Source organism: Oceanospirillum maris DSM 6286 (genome assembly GCF_000422865.1).
GTDB classification, from domain to species: domain Bacteria; phylum Pseudomonadota; class Gammaproteobacteria; order Pseudomonadales; family Halomonadaceae; genus Oceanospirillum; species Oceanospirillum maris.
Genome location: NZ_AUGW01000012.1, coordinates 1 through 23,945, shown reverse-complemented (window position 1 = coordinate 23,945; position 23,945 = coordinate 1). Strand labels below are relative to the sequence as shown.

Annotated in this window: 29 protein-coding genes; 8 read left to right on the top strand and 21 right to left on the bottom strand. The window is 51.3% G+C overall.

The annotated features are described in order from the left end of the window. Positions 1-4: 4 nt before the first annotated feature. From G517_RS0104890 to G517_RS0104880, 3 genes are all read right to left on the bottom strand, one after another. Positions 5-196, bottom strand: a complete 192-nt coding sequence (locus G517_RS0104890; RefSeq protein ID WP_028303487.1) for a hypothetical protein — start codon at positions 194-196, stop codon at positions 5-7. A gap of 163 nt (positions 197-359) precedes the next feature. After that, positions 360-560, bottom strand: coding sequence for a gpW family head-tail joining protein (gpW, locus tag G517_RS0104885; protein ID WP_028303486.1), 201 nt, complete (start codon positions 558-560; stop codon positions 360-362). Between the two features lie 17 nt (positions 561-577). Beyond that, positions 578-1,237, bottom strand: coding sequence for a terminase gpA endonuclease subunit (locus tag G517_RS0104880; protein WP_157833149.1), 660 nt, complete (start codon positions 1,235-1,237; stop codon positions 578-580). Between the two features lie 206 nt (positions 1,238-1,443). Here G517_RS0104880 and G517_RS0104875 point away from each other — a divergent pair, with 206 nt between their 5' ends. The 5 genes from G517_RS0104875 (at position 1,444) to G517_RS0104850 (ending at position 3,795) form a co-directional block, all read left to right on the top strand. After that, positions 1,444-1,740, top strand: coding sequence for a hypothetical protein (locus G517_RS0104875; RefSeq protein ID WP_028303484.1), 297 nt, complete (start codon positions 1,444-1,446; stop codon positions 1,738-1,740). 265 nt (positions 1,741-2,005) lie between these two features. Further along, positions 2,006-2,488: a hypothetical protein gene (locus G517_RS19960; RefSeq protein ID WP_051206077.1), complete on the top strand. Its 483-nt coding sequence runs from the start codon at positions 2,006-2,008 to the stop codon at positions 2,486-2,488. A 16-nt stretch (positions 2,489-2,504) separates the two neighbouring features. After that, entirely contained in the window at positions 2,505-2,777 is a 273-nt protein-coding gene (locus G517_RS0104865) for a helix-turn-helix transcriptional regulator (RefSeq protein ID WP_211224244.1), read from the top strand. A 413-nt stretch (positions 2,778-3,190) separates the two neighbouring features. Next, positions 3,191-3,484 (top strand): type II toxin-antitoxin system RelE/ParE family toxin, encoded by a 294-nt coding sequence (locus G517_RS0104855; RefSeq protein ID WP_211224243.1) that lies wholly within the window; start codon positions 3,191-3,193, stop codon positions 3,482-3,484. Between the two features lie 2 nt (positions 3,485-3,486). Beyond that, entirely contained in the window at positions 3,487-3,795 is a 309-nt protein-coding gene (locus tag G517_RS0104850; RefSeq protein ID WP_028303480.1) for a helix-turn-helix domain-containing protein, read from the top strand. A gap of 50 nt (positions 3,796-3,845) precedes the next feature. Here the strand turns inward: G517_RS0104850 and G517_RS19955 are convergent, their stop codons facing one another. Next, the gene (locus G517_RS19955; RefSeq protein ID WP_051206075.1) at positions 3,846-4,700 is read right to left on the bottom strand and encodes a BRO-N domain-containing protein; all 855 of its coding nucleotides are present in this window, start codon (positions 4,698-4,700) and stop codon (positions 3,846-3,848) included. A 376-nt stretch (positions 4,701-5,076) separates the two neighbouring features. On the opposite strand from G517_RS19955, the gene G517_RS0104840 reads away from it, so the two are divergent. Both G517_RS0104840 and G517_RS0104835 read left to right on the top strand, forming a co-directional pair. Continuing rightward, a complete protein-coding gene (locus tag G517_RS0104840; protein ID WP_028303479.1) occupies positions 5,077-5,880 on the top strand; it encodes a protein kinase family protein in 804 nt (267 codons plus the stop codon). Further along, positions 5,881-6,711 carry a DUF3037 domain-containing protein gene (locus G517_RS0104835; RefSeq protein WP_028303478.1) on the top strand — a complete coding sequence of 277 codons (831 nt, stop codon included), beginning with the start codon at positions 5,881-5,883 and terminating at the stop codon, positions 6,709-6,711. It abuts the gene before it with no gap. 85 nt (positions 6,712-6,796) lie between these two features. On the opposite strand, the gene G517_RS20430 is transcribed toward G517_RS0104835, so the two are convergent. The 17 genes from G517_RS20430 to G517_RS17765 form a co-directional block, all read right to left on the bottom strand. Then, positions 6,797-7,477, bottom strand: a complete 681-nt coding sequence (locus tag G517_RS20430) for a YbjQ family protein (protein ID WP_211224242.1) — start codon at positions 7,475-7,477, stop codon at positions 6,797-6,799. A gap of 179 nt (positions 7,478-7,656) precedes the next feature. Then, entirely contained in the window at positions 7,657-7,926 is a 270-nt protein-coding gene (locus G517_RS0104825) for a hypothetical protein (RefSeq protein WP_036590443.1), read from the bottom strand. Continuing rightward, entirely contained in the window at positions 7,923-8,309 is a 387-nt protein-coding gene (locus G517_RS0104820) for a hypothetical protein (protein WP_028303475.1), read from the bottom strand. The genes G517_RS0104825 and G517_RS0104820 overlap by 4 nt, the downstream gene beginning before the upstream one ends. Positions 8,310-8,318: 9 nt before the next feature. After that, positions 8,319-9,392 carry a hypothetical protein gene (locus tag G517_RS0104815; protein WP_028303474.1) on the bottom strand — a complete coding sequence of 358 codons (1,074 nt, stop codon included), beginning with the start codon at positions 9,390-9,392 and terminating at the stop codon, positions 8,319-8,321. 2 nt (positions 9,393-9,394) lie between these two features. Then, positions 9,395-10,222 carry a hypothetical protein gene (locus G517_RS0104810; RefSeq protein ID WP_028303473.1) on the bottom strand — a complete coding sequence of 276 codons (828 nt, stop codon included), beginning with the start codon at positions 10,220-10,222 and terminating at the stop codon, positions 9,395-9,397. After that, positions 10,222-11,583: a hypothetical protein gene (locus G517_RS0104805; RefSeq protein WP_028303472.1), complete on the bottom strand. Its 1,362-nt coding sequence runs from the start codon at positions 11,581-11,583 to the stop codon at positions 10,222-10,224. The genes G517_RS0104810 and G517_RS0104805 overlap by 1 nt, the downstream gene beginning before the upstream one ends. Then, positions 11,583-16,397, bottom strand: coding sequence for a hypothetical protein (locus G517_RS0104800; RefSeq protein ID WP_028303471.1), 4,815 nt, complete (start codon positions 16,395-16,397; stop codon positions 11,583-11,585). The genes G517_RS0104805 and G517_RS0104800 overlap by 1 nt, the downstream gene beginning before the upstream one ends. Before the next feature lie 49 nt (positions 16,398-16,446). After that, entirely contained in the window at positions 16,447-16,713 is a 267-nt protein-coding gene (locus G517_RS20705) for a DUF1799 domain-containing protein (protein WP_281167501.1), read from the bottom strand. A gap of 83 nt (positions 16,714-16,796) precedes the next feature. Beyond that, positions 16,797-17,159, bottom strand: coding sequence for a hypothetical protein (locus G517_RS0104790; RefSeq protein WP_028303470.1), 363 nt, complete (start codon positions 17,157-17,159; stop codon positions 16,797-16,799). Between the two features lie 89 nt (positions 17,160-17,248). After that, positions 17,249-18,184 (bottom strand): phage tail tube protein, encoded by a 936-nt coding sequence (locus G517_RS0104785; protein ID WP_028303469.1) that lies wholly within the window; start codon positions 18,182-18,184, stop codon positions 17,249-17,251. Continuing rightward, complete coding sequence (locus tag G517_RS20700; RefSeq protein ID WP_157833148.1) at positions 18,171-18,308, bottom strand: hypothetical protein; 138 nt, start codon at positions 18,306-18,308, stop codon at positions 18,171-18,173. The genes G517_RS0104785 and G517_RS20700 overlap by 14 nt, the downstream gene beginning before the upstream one ends. Positions 18,309-18,327: 19 nt before the next feature. Then, the gene (locus G517_RS0104775) at positions 18,328-18,726 is read right to left on the bottom strand and encodes a phage tail terminator protein (RefSeq protein WP_028303468.1); all 399 of its coding nucleotides are present in this window, start codon (positions 18,724-18,726) and stop codon (positions 18,328-18,330) included. After that, entirely contained in the window at positions 18,723-19,310 is a 588-nt protein-coding gene (locus G517_RS0104770) for a phage tail protein (protein WP_028303467.1), read from the bottom strand. The genes G517_RS0104775 and G517_RS0104770 overlap by 4 nt, the downstream gene beginning before the upstream one ends. Then, entirely contained in the window at positions 19,310-19,633 is a 324-nt protein-coding gene (locus G517_RS0104765) for a hypothetical protein (protein ID WP_028303466.1), read from the bottom strand. Before G517_RS0104765 ends, G517_RS0104770 begins: the two co-directional genes overlap by 1 nt. Next, entirely contained in the window at positions 19,633-19,983 is a 351-nt protein-coding gene (locus tag G517_RS19945; protein ID WP_051206071.1) for a DUF2190 family protein, read from the bottom strand. Before G517_RS19945 ends, G517_RS0104765 begins: the two co-directional genes overlap by 1 nt. A gap of 103 nt (positions 19,984-20,086) precedes the next feature. Continuing rightward, the gene (locus G517_RS0104755) at positions 20,087-22,300 is read right to left on the bottom strand and encodes a ClpP-like prohead protease/major capsid protein fusion protein (protein ID WP_051206069.1); all 2,214 of its coding nucleotides are present in this window, start codon (positions 22,298-22,300) and stop codon (positions 20,087-20,089) included. A gap of 67 nt (positions 22,301-22,367) precedes the next feature. Continuing rightward, entirely contained in the window at positions 22,368-23,273 is a 906-nt protein-coding gene (locus G517_RS17765; protein ID WP_051206067.1) for a phage antirepressor N-terminal domain-containing protein, read from the bottom strand. 411 nt (positions 23,274-23,684) lie between these two features. Between G517_RS17765 and G517_RS17760 the strand changes: the two genes are divergently transcribed. Further along, on the top strand, positions 23,685-23,945 hold a 261-nt coding region (locus tag G517_RS17760; RefSeq protein ID WP_036590440.1), incomplete at its 3' end, for a transposase.

Sequence of the window (23,945 nt, the reverse complement as noted above, 5' to 3'; positions counted from 1 at the left end):
GCTTTTAGCCTCTGGCATGCTGTTTTGTTGCAATTGATGCATCTTTCCAAGCAACTTTTAAATCATCACCAGATAGTTGCAACGCATGGTTGCTAAAACTGTAAGACGATTTTGGAGCTGATGACGGATGAGAGTCCAACACACCTTGAGCAGCTCTGAGCACTGCCGTTGTCTGGAATTTCAGATATTTTTTCATGATGTGCCACCTACCTAAATTTAAGCTATGCACCCCTTCTCATAAAACGAAGAGATGCTATCCGTATAGGATAGCATTAAGCCCTGATCCAGTCATGCTGTATACTTCAACATACCTGATCTGATCGCGCATTTTCAATTTCTTTTACAGTTTAGACAGCCTGCTAATAAAACCGAAACGCCCGTCTTACTGACCGGGCGTTGAGTTCGCTTTCTAACTGGTTGATGTAGTTCTGCAGTTGGGCTTTGTTGGCTGGGGTGTATTCTACTTTTCTGCCATCCCGTTGCAGGCTGACGACGGCTTTGCCGGTCATCAGGTTGTGCAGGGCGGCTTTGGCTTCCTGCAGTTGTTGCGTTGTGGCCATGCGGGCCTCCGTTCTGGTTAGTCATCCCGCATCATTCGGGCGATATCCGCTAGGGTTTTGGGTTTGCTGTGTTCTGTTTCTTGTTTCGGTTGCGCCTGTGTCGGCTCTGTTTGACTGCGGGTTCTGGGTTTCAGGCTGCGGGGTTTTAGCGCTCTTGGTTTGGGCTGTGGCTGTTCCGGTGTTGGTTGTAAAGGCTTAGCGGGTGCCGGTTGTTGTCTATCGGCTTGATTCGGTTCCGGTTCGGCCTGTGGCAATTCCAGATCGTCTGCATCCACGGTGCGGTCTGTGTGGATCTCGGTGATGACGGGCTGTTCGTCGCTACTGAGTAGGTCGGTCTGCATCAGTCTGGCTTGGTAGGCTTCCCAAGCATCTGGCCCCCATAGGTGTATCCGTTCGACTCGTGCGGCGTGCAGGGCGTAGTTTTCACAGTCTAAGGCTTCTACCCGTGCGCCGGATTTTTTCGTCCATTTCTTGCGGCCTCCTCGTTTGCGATCGGGGATTTTGCTTTCGCCTAGCATTTGGTCGAAGTAATCTGCCCGAACGTCTTTAAAGGCGTGCATGATGACGGCTAATCGGTCGGTATCGACACCAACCTCATCAAAGACCCGGACGTAAAAGCCCGCGTCATCGAATACCAGCGCGAATGCTATCAGGCACTGTTCCAATACTGGACACAAGGCGAAGCGGTAAACCCGCGCAGCCAGCCCTCAGACGTTGCCGACCGTAAAGCCCTGAACATCGCTGTGCGCTCACTGGCCAACGCCCGGGCAGAACACGGCAAACAGGCCGACTTTGCCGGAGTCTGGCCCATCGTCCACGGGTATCTGGGTGTTGAATCCATCAGCGACGCCACCACCGCCCAGGTGCAACAGGCCTGACCTTTGTGCAGAAAGCCATCGAAGGCGAATACCTGCCCGCACAAGACACCGCCCCGGTACTGGCCGCCACGGAAGAAAACAAACGCAAAGCCGCGATCAATATTGATATGTTCAGCCGCGTCGCCCGGCACCGCTGGTACGAACTGGACAAACTCAGCGAACGCCAACGCCACCTGATCCGCCAACAGGAGCAGCTGGCCCGGCAGCAGAGCGACCTGATTGCAGAACAGCACCAGCTGGAGCAACAGCTCAGTGCCATCAACACTACAAGACCTTCTACTGTGCTTGGCAGCGACGATTGAAGACTCCCTGATTGAAGCGGGCGCTAATCTTGGTAAAGACTATTCAAGGCTTGATTTGTATAAGCTTGCTTAGCCCTTTGCGTTACAGCGTTTTGGAGATCCAGACGCGAATATTAGCTTCGACATCAGATGGCCAAAAAACGAAGACTAAACGCAATCATAAGACCTTCAAGATAGTCAGCACTAAAATTTTAAACACAGCATAAGAGTAATATCCCACCCCAAACCCGGCCCTGAGCCGGTTTTTTATTGCTCAGAGAAAACCATGTCCAATCTATACACAAACAAAGATACCCGCGAGCAGGTATATCTGATCCGCTCCGGCATTGTCGTCACCGGATCAGACATCAAGCTGGTTGAATACGCGCCAGCATCTGACCCAGCTAACAAGCAACTCATGCTTGCAGATCAATGGCAACAGCAGATGTACCAACCGCTGCACAAGCTGGAGTGTCCAGCCTGCACCGGCACAGCCAAAGATCCGGCCCGACCAGTCAAACCCTGTCCTACTTGTTTCGGTAGCGGCTGGGTCAATCACTCAGGTGAACCTCTTGCAAACTGCCGGGAAACTGCCATCGCGCTGGCGGAGATTCACCGGCAGTTCAGGCAGCTGCGCGGGATCGTTAATCGATCAGACGTACAGCAATTATTAAAAGATGCCCAAGACGACGCCATTGCCCGGCAAGAACGAGAATGGCGCAACGGCCAAGGTTGTGGGCCTGAAGGCAAGAGACATACAGCAGATTAGAAATCAGGATAATATAATGAACGAACCTAATACCACTCTCGCTATAAGCAATATTTCTGCGCTCAGCCCAAAACGCCACCAAAATAAGATGCAAGACGCTGTATATCCCGTCGCATTACGCATCGAAGAAGCCGCTAAATATATAAACGTCAGCCGCAGGCAGCTTTATTCGATTTGCGAAAAAGACCCCACGTTCCCGAAGAAAATATATTACAGCACCGGATGTGCTGTTTTTCTGAGAGAGTCACTGGATAACTGGCTTAAAGAGAAAGAGCGCCAAGCGGTTTAGATGTTACCGTGGCTACTTTTTAAAATCGAAAAAATCAAGAAAATAAAAAAGCCGCTTAACATCTCTGCTAAGCGGCTGTTTTTATTAACTTATTCTGGTAGACATGACTGGACTCGAACCAGCGACCCCTACCATGTCAAGAATACGCCTTTATCAAAGTATCCTATTGTAATTAAACAACTTTATTCCTTTAAGCTGTATGTAAAAACAGTGATTTGTGCTCTATATAAATCAAGGAGTTATGACTCCTTTTTGCAAATAGATTCCCACCAAACTCCCCTCCTGTTTTACCTCACATTTGCAGAGGCCAGCCTTAGTATTCATTTATTCTAAAAGCTTAAAAAACCCAATAGGGTTGTATTTTATATGCGCCATTGGCGTATAATGACACTATGATTTTTATTGAAACCCCGATGTTTACCAAACGCCTACGCGGCCTGCTGGATGATGATAGCTATGCTGATTTTCAGCGTGAATTAGCTCAGCATCCTGAGCAAGGCGATGTTATTGAAGGCACTGGCGGTTTGCGTAAAGTGCGTGTGGCATCCAGTGGACGAGGCAAACGTGGCGGTTCTCGGGTGATTTATTATCACTTTGTATCCAAGTCTCACATTGCGCTTTTACTGATCTACCCAAAAAATGAAAAAGATGATCTGAGTTCCGGTGAGCGCAAAGCCCTGAAACAACTGATTGAACAGTGGAGATAACCATGAGCACTTTTTTTGACGACCTGATGGAAAGCGTTCAACAGATGGATGAGATCCAGCGCGGTGAACGTACACCGTCCCGTGAGTTCACTGTTGATGCGCTTCAGGTCAAAGAGATCCGCAAGGCAACCGGATTAACTCAGGCACGTTTTGCCAACCTGATTGATGTTCAGATTGGCACACTACGCAACTGGGAACAAGGTCGTCGCGAACCCACCGGCCCAGCTAAGTCTCTGCTGCGCGCCCTGCGTAATGACCCGATACACGTTATAAAAGCGTTGAGTGATGAGGGTGCTGTAAAAGCACAGTAATCGCTTTACTCTGAAAACAAAACCCGCTTTTCGGCGGGCTTAATCGTAATCTAACGCGCTGGCCCCATATTGGCCATGCGGTGAATATCCGTCAGTTTATTCCGGTAGCTTTCATACCAGTGCAGGAGTGAGTTCAGCTCCAGTGCGAGCTGTTCGGTGACACCAGACTCCAGCTTAACGGTTTGGCCTTCATGCTCTTTGAGCCACTTAACCGCCCACAGCAGATCTACCCGCCAACCACAATCAAACATCTGCTCCGGTGACAAAAGGCCGTGGCGCTTATCAAATCCAGAGGGGGTGCGTTTGGCTTTGAATACCGGCAAGCTTTCAGGCTGTTTTTCAGCCGCTAGGTATTCGCCCTCGATGGTGTAGCTGGCGATAAAAGTACGGGCATCGTTAAATTGGTCTTCTGGAATATCCATACCGGAGCAGACATCAAAGGCGGTGTGCAGTTGGTTCCAGAGACGGGTTGAAGCGGATTGTTGATCGCGGCCTTTCAGGTGTGAGGTTTTACCCTTGATCAGGGCGGACAGGCAGCGCATGCCTTCAGAGCCGATCACCTGTTGGGGTTTGGGTGCGTTACCGTAAAAGCCATGCTTACGGATCGATGGCAGCACTTCAGCCGTGACCCACTTTTTGAAGCGCTTGGCTTCGGGCTTACGGCTGCGAAGGATAGCAGAGTACATGCCGGATTCGTTAATGATCGTCATTTCTTGATTGCCCGATAGGGTGGGCATAATGTGCCTACCCCGTTCATCAGCATCAAGATTACGAGTCATATCCTTGGCTGTTTTGTATTCAAGTGATTTTGCAATATCACTGGCTACAAACCAAGGTTGGTCATCGATCAGAAGAGTACGGATTTCACGGTTCTCAAACGCGAAAGGAATTACTTGAGCAGCCATAATGGCCTCCTGTTTGTTTCTCTCAAATTGCCCATTTGCCGAATGGGTGTCGGGAGGTTGAGAACGGCCAAACAGAGCCGCGGACTTATTCCCCTTACGGGTATTTTATTCGTCGCCCTCCCGACCTAAAGGGCGCACCATAGGCGCAATTCGGGTGGGGAGTGTGCCAAATTTCAGGCACAAAAAAACCAACACTTTCGGGGCTGGGTCTATCCGCTGTTTGATGAGGTTCTCACGCCTCAGGGGATAATGTTGGAGGATTCCGTAGGATATTGCAATAACATTTACAACTATTAGCCCTTCAACCTATACATAAAATCAGCAGGCTATGGTAGATTGCGAACCCACACAATAAAGACATTTCAAGGGACTGATTATGCCTGCTGACAAAAACAAAGCGGCCACTAAGGCTGTGCAACCCAAGTCTAAGACAACATCAGGCGCTTACCAAGTCACGCTGTTTCCCATTGAGATTATAGAAGTTTATCCAAGTAACCAAGAAACTGCTGACTTAAAGACTATTGGCAAAGGCGCTAACAGCAAGCATTACGCGATCAAAACAATTTACGAAAACAATGGCATGATTCCCGCCAGCGAGCTGTTTTGCTATCACTTATGTCGGTTATTAAACATTCCAACCCCTGACTTTGATCATGTTGAACATCAGAACGAAATCGCTTTCGGCTCAGTTTGGGAAGGGGGAGTAGAAGACCACCTCGCATCTGAAGCTAGCCTTATGGCCATAATCTCTGGGGATGAGTTCCCAGAGGCCCGAGAATTTTTCGGCAAAGTTTATGGGCTGGATCTCTTTATTAACAATGATGACCGCCACTTTGGGAACTATATTTTCAGAGAGAGCTTTAACAATAGCAAAATCGGATTGGCTTTCGATTTTAGCCGTGCGTGGATGGCAAACGACCCTCACGGGAATCATTGCCTGCACCCTGATTCAAATACCCACGCCTGCAATCAAGCGTTAAGAAGCCTTGGTACATTTGACCACCTAGCAGCTATAAATATTTTAGACGAAATATCGAAGATTCATGTTGATGACATATCATCTATTCTCGAACAAATGCACGATACGTGGATGACCGACACTCAGAAGAAAATGATTACAGACTGGTGGGGTGGACAAGAATTTCACGACCGAATTAACCGGATGAAGGGGGCTGTATAAATGCTGAAATTTGACTACGTTACTGTTAGATATACGCCTAGTGCTATTCGTCAAGAGACAGTCAATGTTGGCATTATTGTGCTTAACGATAAGCTGGATATTCGGCTGTTGAAATCTGCGTCCAAGCTAAGAATCTTAGATAATGATTCATCCATTTCAGATATTATCCGATTTGGGGAGTCTCTAGAGAATTTAAGTCAGAAAATTGAAAATACAAACCTTATTCTCAGCATGTTTGGGAAAGGCAATTCTGGCATCAGCTTTTCTAGCCTAGGTAGCTTCACCCTTAGCAACAAAGGTGAATACAATGACAAGGTGGAAAGTTTATTTAAAACTCTAGTCCTTCCTTATCCTGCCAAGGAAAGCGGACGCAAAAACCCAACAAGAATCACCACAAAAATTAAAGAACGATTTAGAGCTATTGAAATTTTAGCGGAAAACAAAAGTGAGCTTAGTGAGCATAAGGTTGTTCCAAACTTTGTTCTAAATGAACAAACAGGAATGACCGCTGACTTCCTTTTAAAGAACAGCATATATCATTTAACTGAGGCCATTGACTATAACGTTTCCGATACTAAAGGAAAGTTTAAAGAAACCTCATTAAAACTAATGACATTTGCTGAAGGAAAACGCGCCCTAGACGATACAATGGCTAGTTATTTTGTTTACTCAGCAACAGCTAACAATGAACGCCTTGCTTTACCGCAAATTAACTTAGCTGAAGAATATAGCGATGAGATCTTCAATCTCGATTCAAAAGAAGATGAAGCACGTTATTTCAGCCTGATTGAAAAAGCCGTTGGTCGCAGAGATATAATAACGCTTCAGTAACAATATCAGTTATTACGAGGACTTTTAGCGAGAAAATGCCAGACTATAATCTGGCATTCCCCAGAATGACTAATACCTCTACGGCTTACTCTTGGAACGGCTCAATAACAACAGCTGTTCCTGTTACCGCAACAAACAACATTGACTTGCCGCCGCCGGAAAACTCGCTGTAATCAAGATTAACACCAATAACAGCATTAGCTCCTTTCTGATAAGCCTCTCGCCTTAGATCGGTCAGGCTGGCGGTACGGGCATCACGCAAGGTGCTTTGAATTGCGCCGCTACGACCACCGGTAACATCCGTTACAGAAGCAAACCAGTCTTTGAAGATATTCATACCAAAAGCACACTCTGCACCGATAATGCCTAAGTTTTTTACAGCACGGTAGCCGTCTACTTCTGGTGTGGTTGTCAGCACGATGTTTTCTAGGTTTTTCAACTGGTTGAACTGATCATCAACAAAGTCAAAACGGCCTTTAAACTCTTCAGCATCTGGATCAACTTCAAAGAAGGTATTTTCAACGTCAACCGGTAACAGCGACAAGCCCAGAGATCCAGACGGAAGAGTCACTTTCTTCAACTCACCTTTGCGGGCTAAGGTAATCGTACATTCAGCACCGTTAAGCCTCTGCATTAGGCTAACGAGCTCATCAACTGAGTCCAGTTTGTGTTGATCCAGCCCTATCAATACATCATCTATAATGATTCCGGCTTTGTGGCCATTACCATCAAAATTAACAATATCCCGAACACGAAGTCCCTTCATTTCTTTACTCCATCAACGACTGTTAATACCTAAATAGTGCAAGGTGATGCACCATCCAAAAGAGCAAAACATTAGCATATTAAGACTTAGCGCAACACCTCACCAATAGGCCAATCCCCAGACACAAAAAAAGCGACTAATGCCGCTCGGGTGATAAGGTTCATGGCCTACTCCTTTTGCTACTCTGCCAGCTCTGAGCGACTAATCCTTGCCCGCGCCCTTTCAAGATCCGCGTGATATGCTTTTTTGCAGTGGTCTTCTTCATACACGCTGAACAGCCAATCCACAATTTTACGCATCTGCGACCAGCCTTTGTGACCTCCCAGCACCCCTTCTCGATAGGAGCGGCCTGATGTGGATTCATCGGGGGTTCCGCCAAGTAGGATTGTATTAAGCGCCTGACTGGCCAGATCGCCAACACGAACTAAGTAGGGGCGCTTGTCTTTCATAACTTGGCTCCTTCGATAAACAATTGATCCAGACCTTCATCCGTGAGACCCAGTGCAGCGGCCATTGCCAACAGCTGCGGGTGGTCACGCTCAAACTCTAGCCGGTTGTCCCAGTCGTTTTGAGCTAAAGCCCGCTGCAGTGGGTCACTGATCGCATCAATAGAGGGCTGAACCTGATCAATCAGCCCTGCCAAGATCAGTGCGCCACGAGCCTGCGCACGGGAGAGTTTTTGCGGGATAGCCGAACCATCACTAACCCACGTCTCTCCATCAAAAATATCGGTTTCGTTAGCTGGCCCTTTATCTGTGGCACCTGCCGGTAATGTCGCGCTTTCACCATAGCCGGAGTACCGACCCGCTTCATCAAAGTAGTAAACAATCATAAAATCCCCTTAAGCGATTTTCTGCACGTAGCAGAGTGTGTAATAGGGCGGCAAATTTGCATTGGCTGCACTCTGGCCCGCTTCATTGACAGTTACCGAGTGACTGTGGCTACCACTCGACCCAACAGAGACCGTATGTGTATGTGCTCCTGCCGCATCGATGCTTACACTATGAGAATGACTGCCAGACGAACCTGTTACAGCATTAGCATCATAATACGGACTGGCTGCTCCGCCGCCGCCAGTAGAGTTTTTCCAGTAATCCGAAGGCGAGGCCGCCGTACTATGACTGTGCTCACCTGCCGTAGTCGCTGTACCTGCATGACTATGAGACCCACTAGAGCTTACCGTACCTGTATGCGTATGCGATCCAGCGGATGACGCACTACCTGTATGCGAATGAGCCACGACAACAGCATCACGGCTACCACCTTTAACACCAACACCATCATCATCAACCGCGCCCAAAACAAACCGATCACGTAGATCAACCCTGCCATCTTGCCCATCACACAACGCCCAACCAGCAGGTATTGTGGAGACCTGACCCGACCAGATCATAATCATGCCGATGGGCACGACATACGCGAGCGACGCCGCCAACTGAGCTTCTTCGGCGGCTGCCTCTGCCAGTTGCCGAGACTGATCCGCTGCCAACGCTCGATCACCTGCAATACCTGACTGCTCGGTTGAAGTTTGCGCGGCTGACGTAGAAATACCCGCTTGCTCAGCGGCGGTTTGTGCTGCTGACGTAGAAATACCTGCTTGCTCTGTAGATGTACTCGCCGATGCTTCCGCCTGCTCTTTCTGGGCAATGACATCAGACTTCAACTGCTGAACAGCGGCTTTATCTTCAGCAACCTGCGTGCCCGTCTGCACAATTTCAGCGTGACGGGTGCCGATTTGATCCGCTACGGATTGCAGGTCTGTGGCGCACCATGTGAGCTGTTGCGCCCAGTTTTCCAGATCAGACTGTGTACCGTTAATCTTTTCGATAAACGCTACAGTGTCGCCCACTGCGACGCGGTATTGCGTAAGATCGACGACACCGGGGACGCGGATATTGACTGTCTCTTCAGACATAATTAAACCTCCAAAAATGCTAAGGGTGCTTTCCAGTTTTGATAGTGACTATGAGTGTGACCAAAGGAGGCTTCGCGGCGGCAGACCATCGTGTGTTCCAGTTGCAGCAGCTCGTTACCCTCGGGATAGAGCGCAACCAGCAGATCCGCACCCAGACCGACTCGAACGAGCTGAGTCACGAGCTGCACACGATCCGCATCGGTCAGCCAGTCCAGTTGCAGTGCAAAGCTTCGACGCAGATCACCACCGCCCACGGTACGCAGTGATCCTGCCTCTGTCGGGATATGCTCGCCAGACTCCTGCCACTCCACACCAACACCCCAGTTGAAATTAACGCTGGGTGAAATACTGAGGCCGATAAAGATCCGGCCAATTTCCATGTAACTATCAGGCCCACCGCTATCCAGCGTGATTTTGTAGCTGTCGATGGCAATGGGTTGATCCAGCCAGTGAATCCCCAAGGGGGAGCCCGCGGGCATTTCGTCGTTATAGGATGCCGCCCACCCATCAATACCGGCGCGCCACACGCCCGCAGGAACCAGCAGAGCGGTTGGCGCTGTAATCGTCTCACCAACCTGGGAACCGGCATTAAAAAACTCAATTTTCAGGATGCCGGCACCCGCCAGATTATGTCGTGCCAGCGCAATGCAATCGACAAAACCACCATCCGGTAACGTCGCTGTGATTTGCTGGGTTTGCAGATCTGCTGAACGCCAGACCCGAGACCGTTCGCTGCGTTGGGTATTGCTGATTGGCAGCACCTCACTGGTAGCGGTTAGCGTTGCCGTGTCGTGTAGATTGGTGGCCAGCAGTCGGAGTGTTTTGCTCATCAGTACCAGATCTCCAGTTCAGTTTTATCTCGCAGCGGGTTGCTGCGACTGCTGATGACACGTCCGATGCGGCCTGCTGTGCGCGGATGATCCATCCGCACGACCTGCCCTACAATGTCCTGCAAGCCGGGGCGCAGCACGGTGATGCGATACACATCATGCCGCGTGCTTTTAATCTGCAGGCGTCGGTTACGCTCAGTGAGGGCGTGAGCCTGTGTTTGCAGGGCGGTGTCCAGTGATTGATCCGGCGCTAACGGATAATCTGCAGCCGAGTTGCTGCCAGAAACCGCCAGCCACTCGCTCATTAGTCGCTCAGCATCGGTGGCGGTGATGCTGCCAGCCACTTCGCTGATGAGGTTGTGGTTGCGAGCGTAATTGAGCGTGAGGGTTTTTAGCGGTTCCTGAGTCTCTGTCAGCGCGATCTGACCGAACTCAATATCATCGGCATCGATGATCAGATCCGGCTCGGCACCGGGCAGCTCAAACACGCTGACCGTCAGCTCCCCCAGGGCGTTAATCTTCCAGTGGCCGCCGATGGCAGTGCAGACATCATCCAGCACCTGAGCACCGGTAACCGCCCCGTCATAACGCAGACCCAGCGTATAACCGGGCAGGTTGAGCCCACTGGCCAGCGGGATGCTGTATTGATCCGCCACCCAATGGACGATTTGCAGCGGTGTTTGGTGCGGCTCGACCACCTCACACATTAGGGTGCGCGGGCTGTAGCTGGACGCGACAAACTGCCCGCTGCTGTAGTCCGCTGTGTGACTGATGACAGGGCCGTTGCCATCCCGAACCACCAGCGATGTCACCGGCAGCCAGCTCACGCGGTAGGTGAGCGTACTGGTGCTGATGCGAGTGGCTGGGGCGCAAAAAACCCGCCCCAGAATCAGCGGCACGGGTTGCCCGCTGGGCAGCTCTGGCCGCTGAATCTCCTGCTGCAGCTGTGCCGCTGCATCATAGATACCCAGCTGAATTTTACCGCGCCGGGCATCCAGAATACCGCTATTGATCTGACGGGCGATGATCCGAAAATCATCCAGCGACCACGACGGATCTCCGAGTTTGAGCACTACCGTATAGCCCCGCCAACGCCGGTTAACCCAGTGCGTGATGCTGCCATCATCCACCAAATCCAGCGCCCCCAGCTCCAGCTGAGAATCAAGGCGGGCACTGATCTCCAGCTCGCCCTGCAGCAGATCATCATAGATACGATTAGGGGCACTATCGGTTGGCTGACTGATATACGGGCGGCTGCTGACGTACTCAGTGCCCGCGCTGTGCTCCAATTCTGCAAGCACCACGCGGGGCTGATTGGGCTGCGACAGCCATTGCTGGTACTGCTGATCTGCAATAGGCATCAGAGTACCCCCACAGGTGTTTTTGCGGCACGGGCGACAGACTCCGTGGCTCGCTGCTGATCACTGCGCTGCTGCTCCGCTTTACTTGCAGATTGAGCGCGCTCAGATCGAAACTGAGCAACTTCAGCACGTAGCTGCTGAATCTCCGCCAGCAGGGCCGGATCTGTTTGCACGATGACCTGAGACGACTTAGAGCCAGCGCTCATAGACTCACGGATGTGATTTGCTACGTCCGCAGTGAGCACCATCTCGTTTTTATGCAGCTCTGCTTTGTAGCCATCAAACGGCACAGAATTTAAACCAGCAGCGTGTGAGCCGTGGGTTGCTCGGTAATGCTCAAGATCCGCAGCTGACAACTCACCTTTTCCAGCGGCAATATCTGCTGCATAACGCGCTAAGTCAGCATCGTTATAATCACCCCCACCAGATGCATTCCAAGCATCCAGCACCTGATCCATGATCTTTGAGTTGTTGCTTTGGTAGTACGCTAATTCTTGATTGATCTGGCCCATATCTGTAGCGCCACTATCTACTTGGCTGGCATATCGACTTAGATCGCTATCCGAATACGTGCCTCCGCCCATCTGATCCCATTGCGACAAAATCAGCGACTCGGTCGCTGATGATGATGCCGCAGTACCTGTAACAGTATTCAGCTGAGACGCTAAAGACTCTGGCAGCACCCCAAGCAACTGCTCTATAGACGTTAGAGCGCTGTATTGTGACACTGTCCACGTTAGCTGCTCGCTAGCGTAATCACGGATACGCTGCTGCTCTGAGAGCATTTGCGCAGTGAGCTTTTCAACTGAGTCTTCATCAAGACCACCCATAATATCCAGCCCCATTCGATCAAGGCTTTGGGTGACTTCTTCAAAAATTGACGTATACGGATCAGACCGCCCGTAGTAGCTATCTGCATTTTGCAGGTACGCATTAGCAGCACTTTGCAACTGGCCAGCAGCATCCATATCACCGGATTCAGCTTTCACCAGCAATGCAGCAAACTGTTCTGTTGCTAGTTCGAGTTTTTCGGATGGGTCGTAGGGCGATAGCTCACTGATTTTTAACTGCTCAACATATTGGCGCAGCTCCCGACCGATGCGGTACTGCTCTTCAGCAAGCGCGATACGTTCTTGGTAATCAGACTCGATACGGGACAGTTCTTCGGATGACCAGTCAGCGAGGTTTTGCAGGTAAGGCGACAGCATATCTTGCAGGCGCTCTCGCTCTGCTGCAGCGGCTTGTTCTGCTGCGGTGCTCGATGCTTCAATCGCATTGTTGTATCGAGCAAGGGCATCAGCGGCGACTAAGGCGTTAGCAATCTCTTCTGGTGAGCTAGCGGCTTCGTAAAAAGCCTTCACCGCTTCGGTTGAAGCGTCGAGATCTTGCTCAGAGAACCCCAGAGATAAGAACTCTTGTTTAGCAAACTTAGCGGTGCTTGCTAACTGCTCGACCTCAGTTAGGTAGTTTTCAGCGTATGAACTTGCAAGCGCGCCAAATGCCTCCTCGGCTTCTCCAGTGTCAATATTTTTAATATCAGCAATTGATGAGACGATGCCCTGATTAAAAGCTACGACGGCATCGTTGTATACATCGTCGATCCGACTATTAAGTTCGCTAATATTCGCAAGTATTGGGTCGATATACGTTTCAATTCTACCCTCGGTTCGCTTGATGGTAGCAGCTTGATCAAGCAGGCTGTCTTCAAATGCCTCAGTAATTATCTGCTGATATGCATCGCTGAACCCGCCGAGACCTGACATTTGTTCAGCAATGCTGGCTCTTAACTCCTCGTCTCTCCAGCCGCCGCTCTTATGTCCTGTGAGGGCCTGCCCAATGATATTTATCTGAACTTGCTTCAGTTTTTCCTGAGATGCTGCTAAATCCGCGCTGTACGCATCGGCAAGCCTAGAGGACTCTTCGTCGATCCAGCCTGAACTTTTATTCGACAGCGAGACACCTGTAGTCTTAAAACTTTCCGTGAGACTTTCAGCAGTGTCTGCGAGACTGCCGAACGTATCAGCCGCAGACTCTCCCAGCAATTGATACTTTTCTATTGCTGCTAGCCCAGACCTTGCCATTTCGTCTGCAAGCTTTTCGCCTGCGCCCGCCAGATCACCATTCTTATCCTCGATGACTCCTGTGTACTCATCTATTGCTATACCAAGCGCGCTGGCATCGTTACCCACAGACGATGCCGACCTGTCTAGCGAGTTGCTGACGACATCAAACTCAGAAAGAAGCATGTCGCTGTAGGAAGTCCAGCTTTTAGAGCTAAACATCGAGGATTTCTTGAATGACTTACTGAACTCAGCAGAAAACAGCGCGCCGGACTCGATGCCAAGCCGGTAGCCTTCACCGGTCATCTCAGTTGTTGAGCCAGCAAATACACCTGAGACCAAGCTACCGACAAGCGAGCCGCCTACTCCGCCTAAAATACCTCCGGCTGTACTGCCGATGGCCCCAGAAAGCGAGCCAGATATTGCATCAGATGCTGCGCCACCAAGTGACGATCCCAAGACATTTCCCAGCGCCGAGAAATCACCGCTCATAATAGACTCAGCCAGTGCGCCGCCAAGGTCTGCTGCATCAACGAAAGATTTTCCGAATTCTTCACCGGCCTCAGCAGATTTCTTAAAGCCCTCTTTCAGTTTTTTAATATAGGCTTCGCCCTGAGCTTCAGTCAGATCTCCGGACGTAACAGCGGCGTTGATCTTCTCGATCTCTTCTGAGAGTTTGCGGGCCGGATCCGCTGCGTCTTTTACTTTTTCAAGCCACGTCTGATAGGCTTCTGCTGCGCGCTCAGCTTCCGCTGCAGCGGATTTGGCTGCCTTTTCTGCTTCGGCTTCTGCTTTCTTACGAGCTTTAATCGCTTCGATGCTTTTATAAATCGCCATCGCGCGGGCGATTTCGTCATCGGTTGCGTTCTGCTGACTAAGTTTGTACGCCAACATCTGCTGGCCGGTTAGATCGAGCTGACGCTCTTGGTCTTTAAGCTGCGCAATGAGCTTAGCAACAGCAGCAGCTTGCTCATCGGTTCGACCGACAGTCCCTTCGACCTCCACACCTGCGGCTTGCAGACCAGATTTAAGGCGGGCAATCTCTTCATGATGAGATTTAATCTGGTCGCCAGCACCGGCCACTGCAGTTTGCAACGTAGCATAGGTTTCTGAAAGCGCTACCACGGTAGCGGTTGGCAGACCGCCCGCATCCAACTGCGTACGAATGCGTGCCATACTGCGTTCGGTTTCAGCGACTTTCGCCTGCAGCGCTGCCAGGGCTTTTTCCTCAGATTCCAGATTTAACTGCATGGTTTCTGGCTCTGCAGCCTTAGCTTTAGCCGCATCGGCCAGCGCGGTAACACGCTCCAACTCATTAGCCGTGGCCTCTGCCCGCTGCTTCAGCAGGTAAAAAGCCCCTGCAATAGCAGCAATACCCACCACCGCCGCAAGCCCCCAAGGGCCGCCAAACAGAGCCAGCACGCCACGCAAGCCCCGAGATGCCAAACCTGCCACAGTTGTTGCGCTGGCTAGGCGCAAGCTGGATGCCGCTGCGGCATTTTGAGCAACCGTTGAGCTTGCAACCGCAGCCGTATGCTGCGCCTCAACACGAGTTAACGCGGCGGTAGCGGCGGCTAACTGCCCCCGCGCCGCTGCCAAGCGGTTAACCGCCTGACGACGACCCTCTGCGCTAATCTGGGCGCGAAGGCGTACTTGCTCGCGAGCTATCTCTGCCCGAGTTGACTCAACGACCAGCCTATATGACTGAACCTCCGCCACTGCAGTCTGGGCACTGGCACGGGCAGCGGTTGCTGCTGACGCATCCCTAGCGCTGGCTAATCGCAGCTCTGCAACAACCGCTGCACGGCGGGCTAGAACCGATTTCCCATCTTCAATCCTCGCAGCAACGCTTTGAGCGATATAAACCGTCGCAAAACCGACAACGCCATATTTCGCAATCTCAATAGCGCTAACAATAGACCCCATATTATCTACCACCGCGTTAGCCATCGCTGACAGCGCCGGAGCAATATGCATATTAATCTGACCGGTTACAGCATCACCGAGCCGCTCAAACGAGTCCGCCATCTCAGCCATGCCGCTGATATCCGTATCAGACAAAATAACATTCAGGTCATGGCCCTGCTGGACAAGCTCACGATAACCTGCGGCGCCGTCCCTTAGCAGTGGCAATAGCACCGTTAGATCACTGGCCAACATCTCCAATACAGCCGATTTTTCCGCTTCGGTATCCATTTGATCAATAGCTGCACTAATATCCAGCAACATATCAACCGGTGATTTTTTTACCAATTTCTCAGCAGACAGCCCAAGCTCTTCTAGCGCCTCTTTACCTTCACCGCTATCAAACTTCACGGCTTCACCGACTTTCTCTGCAAGATCCTTTAGCATCGCCATTGACTCACCGGCCTCGACACCTTGATATTTGGCGGCGTAGGCAAACTCTGACATCTGACCGGCACTCATACCCAGAGCATCCGCCATGATCTGGGTTTCTTTCGCGGCCTGCGCCTGAGAGATCGCCAGCGCTGATGCAGCAGCAACGGCAGCACCCGCCGCCACGCTGGCCCAGCCCATCAGGCTGCTGGTTGCAGTATCTGACGTATCTGACATCCGCTGCTGATGGCGACTGGCGTCAGCGACTGCAGATCCATAACGTCTGGTGCTGCTTTCTGCGGTGCCTTGCTGACGAATCAAACGGCCCAGCTCATCATGAGTAGCGCGCGTAGCACCTACGGCACCGCTGGCATCACCACCGATTACTAGGTCTGTTCTAAATTGACGTCCCGCCATAAATCACCCCAACATCACTACAGGCACAAAAAAGCCCGCACGGGGCGGGCTATTGCTTCTGTTCATTCATTGTTTTTAGGGCACCGTGTTCAATCAGCCGGATCTGATCGAACAACCGGTGCCGTTTTTTCTTACTGCTGATCTTCAACCGCAACAACGATTCAACAGCGGGATAATCCAGCCCTTGATAAAAGACACCACCGAACCCGGCGACTATGCGCCACTGCCCCTGCAACGCCAGAAATAACTCCAGCGCGGACCAGCAATCCGGCAATACCTCAAAGTGCTCCGGCTCTGAGGATTCAGGAGCCTGAATACCCAGCCAAGCCGCATCTTCATCAACTTCATCTTTGCCGGAACCACCCCGGGTCAGAGAGACCCAATAGGCTCCGGCCTCGATTAGTTTTTTTCGCGCACCCGCTTCATAAAGTCTTTGCCAAATAGCATATTGGTCAGCTCTTCAGTAAAGGCTTTACGCACATATTCGACATTCATTAGCTGATGCACCAGATCCTTGCCGAACGGGATCTCGGCACCGGAGGGATCTTTCACGCCTGGGATATCAACCACCAGCTCCTGAATCAGCTCTTCATCCGTAGTCCCGCCATCTTTTAGACGCTCCTGATAGTCGCGGATTTCTGCAACCGAGAGCACCTTCCAATGCACTTCTAGGGTGTGAGTTTGCTTCTTGCCGAAATCCAGCGGCTCCACCGCTTTAACAACCGTTTTAACAATTTCTTTAGGGGCTAATACAAAGGACATAACGCGCTCCAATAATGCAAAAAATAGAATCAGTACAAAAAACAGGCACAAAAAAGCCCGCACGGGGCGGGCTATAAAACGGGTACAGACTACTTCAGGGTTAGCACAAACTCATCATCACCCGCATCGGATGGAATCAGGCGCGTATTCATGCTGTACGTGAGAATACCGTCGGAATCCCCCATGCTAATACCGGAGAGCTGCACTTTAGGTGCCGACAATTCCACGATCTGCCCCGGCGTTTTGCCGTGGGTTACGCTCAACGGATGCAACGTGACACCACTGTGGCTGGCCGACGCCGCAAAGAAATCTTTAGTCGCCAACTCCGGGGCTTCAATGGTCATGGAACCTGCTGGGGCACGATCGGTAATCAGCACCTGCTGCGAGTTAATCACATCACGGAATACCACGGAGTTAGCGATATCAATATCAACACTCTCCGCATTGGCAGCGTAACCCGCAATTTCAAGCGCTGTATTGACCGAGTTAACCGGCAGCGGCGTAACAAAGGCGCTGGTATCCAGACCAGTGGGCGCAGGAGCTACCACGGGCTGATGCCACTTAGCCGTAAACTCAAAGCTCATCTCCGGCATACCGCCAGAACTCAGACCAAATTTAACCGTGCCACGGGCAGCGGTTGCTTTGTGCAGCTGACCGTTATGGGGGATATACAGGGCTACAGCCTCGAAACCCTCAGACACCGGCTGATAGACTACATCCGTATCCGGTGCAACCGTTTCCGAAAAGCCGCAGGCGCGAATGATCGCCCCCCAGCCAGGTGCTGTACCCGCAACACCGGAGGCGGCTAACTCAACACTGAACGTCACTTTTACATAGGGCGCGGTATTAAATTCAATATCATTGCCTAGGGCATCACGGTCAATATCACGCTGAACCGTATTACCCTCGTAAGGCGACACGGTCAGATTTTTAGTGACAACCGCGTTACCGCCATCCGGTACCGGATCAACATCAAGATCCGGCTGAATCTTCGCCAACAGAATTTTCTTTTTAGCTAACAGCATCGTTTACCTCCGATTCTGTTTTAGCAGCAGCTTTTTTTGGCTGCGGCTTTTCGATCTTTTCAAATTCAGCACGGGGGATGCGCTTACCGCTCGACATCACGTACTGACCACCTTTGTTGGCCATAAATACCTCTTATTTTTACCTAACCCTGACGAATCCAAACTGGTAGCGCCCAATACTCACGCCACCAAACAATGTCTCCAGAGATGTTCTCTGCCCCACCTTTCACATAGCGAACGTCCCCAGACATTTCATCCGGAACCCATCCCAACAGCGTCTTTCGCAACTCTGTTCGAGATTGATCGAGGTGATTCCTAGAGGCTATGACCCAAACCCCATAGGTTTGCATCACCTGCTGGGTTGTTACCAATGAGGCAGGCTCATCAGCAACAGCCCCATCACCAGACAACCAGACCAGTGCTGCTGGCAGCTCTTTGTCCAGCTCATCCAGAGCGTCCATAAACCAAGGACAATCAACGGTGACAAAAGCAGGGCATTGCGACTCAATCATGCCGATTAACTCATTTGATCGATCAATCATCTATTGGCCGCCTTCCAGATTTCATTTTCCATACGGTTGATAAACTGGTTCGGCAGATCTTCACGAACAAAGTCCTGCACCCGATCCAGCAACTTAGGATTATCCACCATCTGGGCAATCGCTGGCCCATACTGAACCCAAGGGTCACTCTTGTTGTCTGCCTGATCAGACCGGCGCATAACCTGCCCTTTGGCGATCCACGCCCCTTTAAGAACCTGACGCCCTTTGTCTTTTCGAACCCGTGCAGTCACCCGCTGACGTCTGGCCCGATAGCTACCGTTAACCGGATGATTATTGATAGTGGTTTTAATGATGCGGCTTGATGGCTTAAATTTTTCCATCGGCAGATGACCACCGGCATAAAGCAAAACCCGATGCCGATCCCGCCGCGCCCGCTTGATCTGCAAAGCCCCACGAATATCACCTGCTTTAACCGCAAAAACCTTGCGCACATCTTTGCTGATTAAGGTGGCTGCTTTTGATGTGGTACGGGACAACGCGGCCTGAAAGGCTTTTTCTACCATTTCAGGGTCATAAGCCTGACTAAGTGCCTGCAAACTTGAATAACGCAAACTTATCGACATCACACCACCTCCCAACTTTCTAAGCCCCGATCCCGCTTAACAAGCTGCAGCAGCCGATAAACACGACCGGAGACTTTTACCCGCAGATCACGTTCAGGCTTAACGCCCGCCATCAGCAAATCAGGCAGATCAATCACGGTAAGCACTCGGGGATAGCCCTCGCCGTCCATCGCCTGATAGTTCTCGATCAAATCCGCCAGACACTCACCTGATGGTGGATCTGTTGAGGCATCCAGTCCCGGTGTCCAGAACACAGCAGATTCACCAAACGCATTCATTAACCCGTGCTCACACTCAGCCCAAGCATCATTAAAGCCCACCATTAGCCAATCTGCCCAGTGAGCATGACGCAGGCGGTTGTATCGCCATCAATAGCCGGATATGTAAAGAAACCCACTGGCTTATTAGGCTCACCACCATCATCGGCGGCTGTTGTGATCTCACTGGCCCCGTCATTCCAGTAAGCCGCTTCAAACTGCCCCGGTGCGTCAGCCGCTGCTTTAGCCAGCTCAAACTCACCGCGATACATACCGGATGCCAGCTCACCCTCTGCCGCATCATGATGAGGAACAATCAGCAGATCACCGATCAACTCAGGCGAACCACCCATCACACCACCGGCCGGAGCTGTGAAATTAACAACGCCGGATTCTTCTGATTTGTAATTTTTCATACCACCACCCAAATTGCGCCCACGGCAAAGCCCACCGCGATAGCCGTGTGCGCTTCAATTAAAAAAGGGAAAACTAAAAAGAGATCAGATCAACCAGGAAGGATTACGCAGGGGCTGCGCCCGGATTTTTGTACAGGGTACGGTGAGACAGCGCTGCAACGCCTGCATCATGGCGCACTTTGAACTGGGTACCATCCACTGACCAGTTTTCTTTCTGCTCAAGGTACGGCTGCTCATTACCATCCAGATAAGCGACTTCAATCGTACCTTGTGCCGCATCTGCTGCCAGGAACCAAGGCACCTGAGCATTGGCTTTTTTCGCCGCTTTATCGATACGGGCATCCGTAATTACCTGACACATACCCTGTGCTGTGTTCGGTGCTGTAGAACCCTGTTCATCAGGATCATACTGAGCGGTCATCAGGGTGTTAGCCCGCGCCTTATTAGTACGTCCGGTAATCAGGAATTTCGGCTCGATATTCAAAGGCGTTTCGGCGCTGTCTTCATGCATCGCCATAGCCACATCCGCCGCATCCAGCGCCGCCATAGAAAGCGCAGAAGCATCGCCTAAGTTTCCGTGATCTGCATGGAACAGGGGTTTGCCATCCTTCATCTTAGGGTTCGACATCAGCAACGCATAAACCAGATTACCGATGGTACGCATGGCCGCACGGCCCATTAAAGACGGGATCTCAGTAAAGGCACCCAGATCATCATTGATAATGGTCTGACGACTGATACCAAAGCCCTTACCATAGGTGGCCAGCTTGATCTGCTCAGAGCGATCATTAATGGTGGCTTGCTGATACTTACCGCCATCCGGGATTTCATCCAAGGTCGGGAAACTATCCAGCGCCACACGGTTACTAATCTTAAAGTCAGACAGCGAACCCTTCTTAGTCCACAGCTGGAAAGTCTCTGCCGCAGCCTCAACACCCGTCAGCAGGGCCTTATGGGCCACATCCATCATGATATTGCCGAAATCAGAACTGGAATGGGTAAACGCCATGCCGATCATCTCCATACGGTCCATACCGTAGGCAGAGATGCCTTTTTCAGACAGCGCCATACGCGCCATCTCAATCAGCGCCATACCGCGATAGCTGTTATCCTTTTCCAGTGGCTCAATACCGGCACGGGACGCCAGCGCATTTGCCAGGCCCTGACGGACAAAATCACCATTACCCGCATGAATATGCGCCATAGAGCCGACACCGGCAGGTGCAGGGTTCGGGTTAATACCCTGTTGGCCCGCCCCCTGACCTGAACCGCCTTGCGGGACAGGATTAAGTGCCGCCAGCAAACGATCTTTAGCCGCCTGAGCCGTGCACGCCATATCATCCAGACACTGACGCTGCAGCTCTGCATGGGCACTAAAGCCGGTAAACACCAGGTTAATCTCATCACGGCGGGATTGCTCAAGCTGCTGCCACTGAGCAAAGCCAGCCTGAGGATCAGGTTGTGCCGGAGCGGGCTGAGGTGGTGTCGCAGGAGCCGCACCCTCACCAGAAGGAACAGGCTGCGGAGCCGGATCTGAAGCAGGCTTACCACCCGCATCACCGGATGGCTTAGGTGGCGCGCTACCCTGAGCACGCGGGTCAATCAAAGGCTTAACTTGTTCTGGAATACTCATAAAATCCAACGCTCTGTTATTTGCATGGGCGCTCATTTCGACCGCCTCGGTTAATTGATCAGCAAAACCAGCATCTACCGCTGCCTGCCCCATCATCCAGGTTTCATCCGTTAACAACGGCGTTAACTCATCCCGACTTTTGCCGGTTTTCTTCTCATAGGCCAACATAAGGCCAGCCTCCCACTGATCCAGCAGATCCGCATAACGACGCATATCGTTGGCATCACCCAACTGACCGCCCCACGGCTTATGCACCATCATCCAGCCGTTTTCCGGGATATAGACCACATCCCCCGCCATCGCGATAACCGACCCCATAGAAGCCGCAATACCCGCGATATAGATCTCAACCCGAGCCGAGTGCTTAAGCAGCATGTTATAGATGGCAAGGCCTTCCATAATGTCGCCACCCAGCGAGTGCAGCAGCACCCGGATCGTGCTCACGTTTTTGGCGTTCTCTACCAGATCACGGGCAAACTGCTGGGCACTGATACCCCAACCACCGATATCCCCAACAATCAGCAGATCTGCCACGTTTGAATTAGCAGCGGCCTGCGCTGTGAACTGATACCAACTACGGCCACCCTCAGTGGTTTTAAGGTCCATCACCGCAGCAGCCTCAGCTAAAACCGCAGGATTACGCTGTACCGCAGAGGCCAAAGGCCGCATAAACGGTTGATTCATACCTACCCCCTTACTTTTTTGAAGACATAAAAAAACCCGCCGGAGCGGGTTTACATCATTATTTCAGCTACACAGCCAAACGACGAATATCCATCAGTTTATTCCGGTAGCTTTCATACCAGTGCAGGATCGAGTTCAGCTCCAACGTCAACTGGTCGGTAAGACCCGACTCCAACTTAACGGTCTGGCCTTCATGCTCTTTAAGCCACTTAACCGCCCAGAGCAAATCAACCCGCCAACCACAATCAAACATCTGCTCCGGTGACAGCAGGCCATGACGGCGGTCAAAGTCTGACGGGGTACGTTTCGCCTTAAACACTGCTTGCGGGGTTGGCTTTGGTTTTGATTCGCTAGCAGGCAGATAATCCCCTTCCAGCGGTAGCCGTGCTACCAGTGAAACGGCTTCGGTATAGTGTTCAGTGGCAATCTCTTTGTAAGAGCAGCCAAACTTACTCTTTAACGCTGACCAGCAAGTGATCGCCGCTTTTGCCCGTTTTTCCTGCGGTAAAGCATCTACCCGATAGTGAACCATCTCTTTAATGCCGGTTTGCTGCTCTTTGGTCAGGCAGCCCAACTTTGGCGGCTGTTGAGTCTTCTTGCGTTTACGGGGATTCACCGCCTCACCCTGTGTCCAGTAATTGAACAGCGCCTGATAGCACTCACGCTGGTATTCAGTAACACGGGCTTTAACTTCAGGATTTTTGATACGACTGGTATCGATACCGAACAGCCAGCCATTGAGCAACTCCAACGGTAGACATACGGTTTCCTGATATCCACCTTTTGAAGGTACCTCCATCATGGAGGCACCCTCTGAAAGCACTTCATTACGCTGAATACGCTTACGTTGCGGTTCCCACAAAACCCCAATGTTTTCACAAATCGGTTTGATGGCGACCAAAAGCTTGTCTTCGTGAGGAATAACGGCCAGATCCTGACCATGGAAAGGTACGGTTTTAATTTGAGCAGCCATAGTGGCCTCCTGTTGTTTTTCGAAGTTATCGCCCCATTTCGACGTGGGTGCCGGGAGGTTCGAAACGGTCAACAGTCACCGCGAGCTTATTCCCCTTACGGGTCTTTTATTCGCTGCCCTCCCGGCCTAAACGCATAATTCTGGCGCAACTAGGCTAGGGAGTGTGCCAAATTTCAGGCACAAAAAAACCAACGCTTACGGGGTTGGGAGTTACCGACTGTTGAAAAGAGGTTTCGACGCCTCAGCCCAAAGGATAGGGCTGAGGTGGGGCGAGTGTCAAGGGTAACTATTTGGCAAAGCAGGAATTCCTGCTTTGGTAATTCAGGAACCTCCATCATGGAGGCTCCTTGTGGTAGTGTTCAAAAGTCTGTGTCACCCCTATAGTTAACCCTCTACAGGGAGTGACACATTATGTCCGATAAATACGAAATCGACATTCAGGCCTTCGCTAAGGCTCTTCAGTCCGGTCAGGGACTTAATGGTAAAGATGGCCTTCTGACACCACTGATTAAACAGATTACCGAAGCGGCCTTGGGCGCAGAACTCGATGAGCATATGGCTCAGGATGACCAGCCCAACCGTAAAAACGGTACCTCCCGTAAAACAGTTAAAACAGCCTCTGGCTCGTTTGAGCTGGACACACCCCGTGACCGTAATGGCTCGTTCGAACCG

Coding starts and splice junctions, on each gene's coding strand:
- G517_RS0104890 (WP_028303487.1), bottom strand. CDS start 196: ATGAAAAAATATCTGAAATTCCAGACAACGGCAGTGCTCAGAGCTGCT.
- gpW (WP_028303486.1), bottom strand. CDS start 560: ATGGCCACAACGCAACAACTGCAGGAAGCCAAAGCCGCCCTGCACAAC.
- G517_RS19960 (WP_051206077.1), top strand. CDS start 2,006: ATGTCCAATCTATACACAAACAAAGATACCCGCGAGCAGGTATATCTG.
- G517_RS0104865 (WP_211224244.1), top strand. CDS start 2,505: ATGAACGAACCTAATACCACTCTCGCTATAAGCAATATTTCTGCGCTC.
- G517_RS0104855 (WP_211224243.1), top strand. CDS start 3,191: ATGTTTACCAAACGCCTACGCGGCCTGCTGGATGATGATAGCTATGCT.
- G517_RS0104850 (WP_028303480.1), top strand. CDS start 3,487: ATGAGCACTTTTTTTGACGACCTGATGGAAAGCGTTCAACAGATGGAT.
- G517_RS19955 (WP_051206075.1), bottom strand. CDS start 4,700: ATGGCTGCTCAAGTAATTCCTTTCGCGTTTGAGAACCGTGAAATCCGT.
- G517_RS0104840 (WP_028303479.1), top strand. CDS start 5,077: ATGCCTGCTGACAAAAACAAAGCGGCCACTAAGGCTGTGCAACCCAAG.
- G517_RS0104835 (WP_028303478.1), top strand. CDS start 5,881: ATGCTGAAATTTGACTACGTTACTGTTAGATATACGCCTAGTGCTATT.
- G517_RS20430 (WP_211224242.1), bottom strand. CDS start 7,477: ATGAAGGGACTTCGTGTTCGGGATATTGTTAATTTTGATGGTAATGGC.
- G517_RS0104825 (WP_036590443.1), bottom strand. CDS start 7,926: ATGAAAGACAAGCGCCCCTACTTAGTTCGTGTTGGCGATCTGGCCAGT.
- G517_RS0104820 (WP_028303475.1), bottom strand. CDS start 8,309: ATGATTGTTTACTACTTTGATGAAGCGGGTCGGTACTCCGGCTATGGT.
- G517_RS0104815 (WP_028303474.1), bottom strand. CDS start 9,392: ATGTCTGAAGAGACAGTCAATATCCGCGTCCCCGGTGTCGTCGATCTT.
- G517_RS0104810 (WP_028303473.1), bottom strand. CDS start 10,222: ATGAGCAAAACACTCCGACTGCTGGCCACCAATCTACACGACACGGCA.
- G517_RS0104805 (WP_028303472.1), bottom strand. CDS start 11,583: ATGCCTATTGCAGATCAGCAGTACCAGCAATGGCTGTCGCAGCCCAAT.
- G517_RS0104800 (WP_028303471.1), bottom strand. CDS start 16,397: ATGGCGGGACGTCAATTTAGAACAGACCTAGTAATCGGTGGTGATGCC.
- G517_RS0104790 (WP_028303470.1), bottom strand. CDS start 17,159: ATGTCCTTTGTATTAGCCCCTAAAGAAATTGTTAAAACGGTTGTTAAA.
- G517_RS0104785 (WP_028303469.1), bottom strand. CDS start 18,184: ATGCTGTTAGCTAAAAAGAAAATTCTGTTGGCGAAGATTCAGCCGGAT.
- G517_RS20700 (WP_157833148.1), bottom strand. CDS start 18,308: ATGGCCAACAAAGGTGGTCAGTACGTGATGTCGAGCGGTAAGCGCATC.
- G517_RS0104775 (WP_028303468.1), bottom strand. CDS start 18,726: ATGATTGATCGATCAAATGAGTTAATCGGCATGATTGAGTCGCAATGC.
- G517_RS0104770 (WP_028303467.1), bottom strand. CDS start 19,310: ATGTCGATAAGTTTGCGTTATTCAAGTTTGCAGGCACTTAGTCAGGCT.
- G517_RS0104765 (WP_028303466.1), bottom strand. CDS start 19,633: ATGGTGGGCTTTAATGATGCTTGGGCTGAGTGTGAGCACGGGTTAATG.
- G517_RS19945 (WP_051206071.1), bottom strand. CDS start 19,983: ATGAAAAATTACAAATCAGAAGAATCCGGCGTTGTTAATTTCACAGCT.
- G517_RS0104755 (WP_051206069.1), bottom strand. CDS start 22,300: ATGAATCAACCGTTTATGCGGCCTTTGGCCTCTGCGGTACAGCGTAAT.
- G517_RS17765 (WP_051206067.1), bottom strand. CDS start 23,273: ATGGCTGCTCAAATTAAAACCGTACCTTTCCATGGTCAGGATCTGGCC.